Here is a 4,822-nt window from a genome sequence, read left to right as displayed (position 1 = left end):
CGGAATTCGGATTGCGGAATAGAAAGTTCGGCGTGAGGAATTTTGCAATCTGCATTCCGCATTCCGATATCGTTTTTGTGGTCGTTTTTGTGGTCGTTTTTGTGGTTGTTTTTGTGGTTGTTGACAAAAGTACTTAAGTATATTACTTTTAAATAAGTTCTTTTGCAGGAGGCGGGCTATGACTTCTAAGAAGATCGTTCTTCATTTTTCCAAGGAGAACTGGAATAAACCCATCGTCTACAAGCTGGTTAAGGAATTCAACCTGAGCTTCAACATCCTCAAGGCCAACGTTCTACCCCGGCAGGAAAGTTTTATGGTCCTGGAGTTGAGCGGGCCCAAGGCCGATTTTAAAAGGGGTCTGGAATACCTGGCCGAAGCTGGCGTAGGCGTGGAGCCTATCGAGAGGGACATCGCCCGGGACGACAATAAGTGCACTCACTGCGGAGCCTGTACTGCAGTTTGTCCAACAGGATCTCTATATATTAACCGCAAGAACATGGAGGTTTTGTTCGACTCGGCGAAGTGCAGCGCCTGCGAACTTTGCATCAAAGCCTGCCCCCCTCGGGCCATGGAATCCCGATTGATATAAAATAGGAGAAATGATTCGAATGCAGAATGCCGAATGAAAAAAAGTTCAGAGTAATGAGTTCGGAGTTTAGAGTTCGGAGATTAAAATCAACACTCCGAACTCCGAACTAATTACTCCGAACAATTCATTCCCCATTCCGCAATTCCTGATTCCGTTGAATCCTCTTAGCAACCCCTGGGACGAAGAAGCGAAAAATTTCACGAGGAGCCAAAACATGCGGCGCGTTTACATGGATCATAACGCCACTACCCCCGTCCATCCGGAAGTATTAGCGGCCATGATGCCTTTTTTCCAGGACCAGTTCGGGAATGCTTCCAGCATCCACTGGGCCGGGCGGGAGGTGAAGAAATATTTAGACGAAGCCAGGGAGAAAGTGGCCGCCCTTTTGAACGCTTCTCCTGAAGAAGTCATCTTTACGGGCTGCGGTACGGAGAGTGATAATATGGCCATTAAGGGCGTTGCCTTTGCCCTCCGAGAAAGAGGACAGCATATTATTACCACCCAGGTGGAACATCATGCCGTGTTGCATACCTGCCAGTTCCTGGAAAAAATAGGCTATAAGGTCACCTATCTTCCCGTCGACGGGGATGGGTTGATCGACCTTGAGGAACTTCGCCGTTCCATCACGGATGAGACCGTCTTGATCACGATCATGTTTGCCAACAACGAGACCGGGACAATTTTCCCGGTGCAGGAGATTGGAGAGATAGCCCGGGAGAGGGGGGTGATCTTCCATACGGATTCGGTGCAAGCAGTGGGGAAGCTTCCGATTGATTTGCAGCGATTGCCCGTGGACATTCTTTCCCTTTCAGGGCATAAACTTTATTCTCCCAAAGGGATTGGTGCCCAGTACATCCGCAAGGGAACCAAGATGACTTCCTTGATCCACGGAGGCGCCCAGGAGCGGAACCGCCGTGCAGGTACCGAGAACATTCCTTACATCATTGGGCTGGGCAAGGCCAGTGAAATTGCCCTACGGGATTTTCAAAAACGTCGTACCCATCTTACGGCGTTGCGGGACCGATTGCACCAGGAGTTCATCCAGCGGATTCCCCACGTGCAGCTAAACGGCCATGCCACCCAACGGCTACCCAACACCTTGAACTTGAGTTTTTTGTACATCGAAGGGGAATCCTTACTGCTGAATTTAGACTTGGAGGGCATAGCCGTTTCTTCGGGTTCGGCCTGCACCTCCGGATCTCTGGAGCCTTCCCATGTTCTCTTGGCCATGGGAATACCGCATGAGATCGCCGAGAGCGCAATTCGTTTCAGCCTGGGGTGGAATAACACAGAAGAGGATGTAGATTATGTGGTGGAAGTATTGCCCAGGATCGTGCAGCGACTTCGGGATATATCCCCGCTGTATCAAAAGCAGGTTTCGAATTTTAAATCATAAATAAATTCACCGCAGAGGGCGCAGAGATCGCCGAGAACTGCCGAAATAAATTTTTTAAGAATAATTTTGATGGATTCGTAAAAAGTCCTTGTTGTCCCATTTTTGTCATTCCCGCGAAAGCGGGAATCCAGTTAATTCAAGTGGTTCTGTCCGCCTTAGGCGGACTGCTTTCGCAGGAGTGACGGATTTTCCGACTTTTTACGAGATCATCAATTTTGATATTTGATTTTTTAAAATCCTCTGCGGTCTTGGCGTGCTCTGTGGTGAAAGAGAAGGATAAATATTTGGTGCCGAAGGAAAAAGGCCGGGTGGCCGTGGCCATGAGCGGGGGCGTGGATAGCTCAACAGCCGCAGCCCTCTTAAAAAATGACGGGTACGAAGTCATCGGCCTGACCATGCGCCTCTGGGACCAGAGGCTCGATGACCAGGGAGAAATTGGCCGTTGTTGTTCCCCGGAAGACATTCGCGATGCCCGCCTGGTGGCCGATCAAATCGGCATACCCCACTACGTGGTCAACCTGCGCCAGGCTTTTGAAGAGGAAGTAGTAAACTACTTCGTCGAAGCATATCTGAGCGGCCGGACCCCCAACCCTTGTATTCGCTGCAATGACCGGATTAAGTTTTGGCGACTGCTCAGGAAGGCGGAGGAGTTGGGCGCCAGGGCTTTGGCCACGGGGCATTACGCCAGGATTGAACTGGACCCCTTGAAAGAGAGGTACGTGCTCAGGCGGGGGCAAGACCGCAACAAAGATCAGTCTTATTTTCTTTTTACGATGACGCAGGACCAGATGGCCAGAGTGTTATTTCCGCTGGGAGAAAAATCAAAGGCCGAAGTCCGGCAGCAGGCCTTAAAATTGGGATTGCGGGTAGCCCGGAAAAGGGAAAGCCAGGAAATTTGTTTCATCCCGGATGACAATTACAGGCGTTTTATGGAAGAGAGAAAAGGAAAAGAAATTTTCCGTCCGGGCGAAATCGTCAACCGTCAAGGAAAAGTATTAGGTTTTCATCGGGGGCTTCATTCTTATACCGTCGGGCAGCGCCGCGGTCTGGGCATCGCGGCCCCCCATCCTCATTACGTTCTGGCTCTGGACACTTGCAAAAACCAGGTAGTGGCCGGGAGGAAGGAAGAGCTCATGGCCAATGGCCTGATCGCCGGAGGAGTGAACTGGATCTCTTTTCCCAAATTGGAAGGGAAAATGGAAGCCTGGGTGCAGATTCGGTATCGCCACCCTGGGGCTTTGGCGGTTATTTCCCCTGGGGATGATGGAAAGGTGATGGTGGACTTGAAAATTCCGCAGAAGGCGGTCACTCCGGGGCAGGCCGCCGTCTTTTATCAGGGGGACGAGGTTTTAGGGGGAGGATGGATCGAAAAAGCTTTTTGAAGATTGGCCTGGCAACTTTAGGTTGCAAGACCAACCACAGCGATGCCGCCTCCCTGGCCGCAGAGCTGTCGGCTCAGGGCCATACCCTCATTCCCTTCCACCAGCTCGCAGATGTTTATATCGTCCACACCTGCACGGTAACGCAAAAAACAGATTACCAATCCCGCCAGCTCATCCGCAGGGCCATTGCCAGGAATCCCAGGGCTCAAGTCATCGTTACCGGGTGCTATGCTCAGGTTGATCCGGAAACTCTCCGAACCATTCCCGGAGTCGATTTCATCGTAGGGATAAGAGAACGGCAAAAGATTCCTGAAATTATTGCCTCGGAGAAAAAGTTCAAAGAAGCATGCATCTTTTCTTCCTCGGTAGGAGAACGGCTATCCTTGGAAGATGGGAGACTTCCCTTATTTTCTGAACGCACCCGGGCTTATCTCAAAGTGCAGGATGGTTGCAACGCTTTCTGTTCCTATTGCATCGTCCCTTATGCCCGGGGGAGAAGCCGCAGCCTTCCCTTGCAGGATGCGTTGGCGAAAGCCAAAGAACTCGCTGGAAAGGGGTTTAAAGAAATTGTCCTCACGGGGATCCATCTGGGGGCCTACGGAGAAGATTTGAATCCCTCCCTGGCCCTGCTGGATCTGCTGCAAGCGCTTGAAGGGGAAACCCCGGATATACGGATTCGTTTAAGCTCAATCGAGCCCAAGGAATTCGCCCCGTCCTTGATCGATTTCCTGGCGCAATCGCAAAAAGTTTGCGCCCACCTGCATATTCCCCTTCAGAGCGGGGATGATGGGATCCTGCAGAGAATGAACCGTACATACTTTGCGGCCTTCTTCGCCGATCTGGTAAAGCGCCTTCTGGGGATGATCCCAGACTTGGCCATCGGCGTGGATGTAATCGCAGGGTTTCCTGGCGAAGATGAGAAGGCTTTTGAGAATACGATGAGACTGCTCGAGGATCTTCCGATCGCCTACCTTCATGTTTTTCCCTTTTCCAGACGGCAGGGGACTCCGGCGATGACCCTTCCCGCCCAAGTCCCTTCGCAGGTTATAAAAGCTCGCTGTCAGGCATTGAGGGAATTGGGGGCAAAGAAACGGAGGCTTTTTTGCAGCGCTTTTAAAGGGAAGAAAGTGAAAGTGTTAGTCGAAAGCAAGAGGGACCGGGAAAGCGGACGGTTAAAGGGCTATTCCCGCAATTACATCCCCGTTCTCATCCCGGGTGGAAATGAATTCATCAACCAGGAATTGGATATAGAGATAACGGAAGTTCGCGAGGCAAAGGTTTTCGGAAAGGTCCTTTCGAGATCTAAATTTAATAGGACGCAGATTTGCGCAGATAACAACGGATAATTATTTTCTTTTTAATTTATCCTGATAATCTGTGTACATCCGTGTCCAAAAAGGAAATTCCTATACAGTTAAATTAATGGGACGCAGATTTTAGAGACGGGCGCAGAAA

Annotated in this window: 4 protein-coding genes; all 4 read left to right on the top strand. The window is 50.6% G+C overall.

The features are described from left to right. Window positions 1-178 precede the first annotated feature (178 nt). Complete coding sequence (locus tag Q7V48_00430) at window positions 179-589, top strand: NIL domain-containing protein (GenBank protein MDO9209210.1); 411 nt, start codon at window positions 179-181, stop codon at window positions 587-589. 214 nt (window positions 590-803) lie between these two features. Then, window positions 804-1,985 carry a cysteine desulfurase NifS gene (gene nifS / locus Q7V48_00425; GenBank protein ID MDO9209209.1) on the top strand — a complete coding sequence of 394 codons (1,182 nt, stop codon included), beginning with the start codon at window positions 804-806 and terminating at the stop codon, window positions 1,983-1,985. A gap of 284 nt (window positions 1,986-2,269) precedes the next feature. Next, on the top strand, window positions 2,270-3,367 hold the full coding sequence (mnmA, locus tag Q7V48_00420; protein MDO9209208.1) for a tRNA 2-thiouridine(34) synthase MnmA: 1,098 nt from the start codon (window positions 2,270-2,272) through the stop codon (window positions 3,365-3,367). Next, complete coding sequence (mtaB, locus tag Q7V48_00415) at window positions 3,346-4,713, top strand: tRNA (N(6)-L-threonylcarbamoyladenosine(37)-C(2))-methylthiotransferase MtaB (protein ID MDO9209207.1); 1,368 nt, start codon at window positions 3,346-3,348, stop codon at window positions 4,711-4,713. The genes mnmA and mtaB overlap by 22 nt, the downstream gene beginning before the upstream one ends. Window positions 4,714-4,822 lie beyond the last annotated feature (109 nt).

Source organism: Deltaproteobacteria bacterium (assembly GCA_030654105.1).
In the GTDB taxonomy this organism is placed as follows: Bacteria; Desulfobacterota; SM23-61; order SM23-61; family SM23-61; genus JAHJQK01.
This window is presented reverse-complemented; position numbering and strand designations above follow the sequence as displayed.

What these genes read in the sequence shown, in the direction of transcription:
- Q7V48_00430 (MDO9209210.1), top strand. Translation starts at nt 179, where the DNA reads ATGACTTCTAAGAAGATCGTTCTTCATTTTTCCAAGGAGAACTGGAAT.
- nifS (MDO9209209.1), top strand. Translation starts at nt 804, where the DNA reads ATGCGGCGCGTTTACATGGATCATAACGCCACTACCCCCGTCCATCCG.
- mtaB (MDO9209207.1), top strand. Translation starts at nt 3,346, where the DNA reads ATGGATCGAAAAAGCTTTTTGAAGATTGGCCTGGCAACTTTAGGTTGC.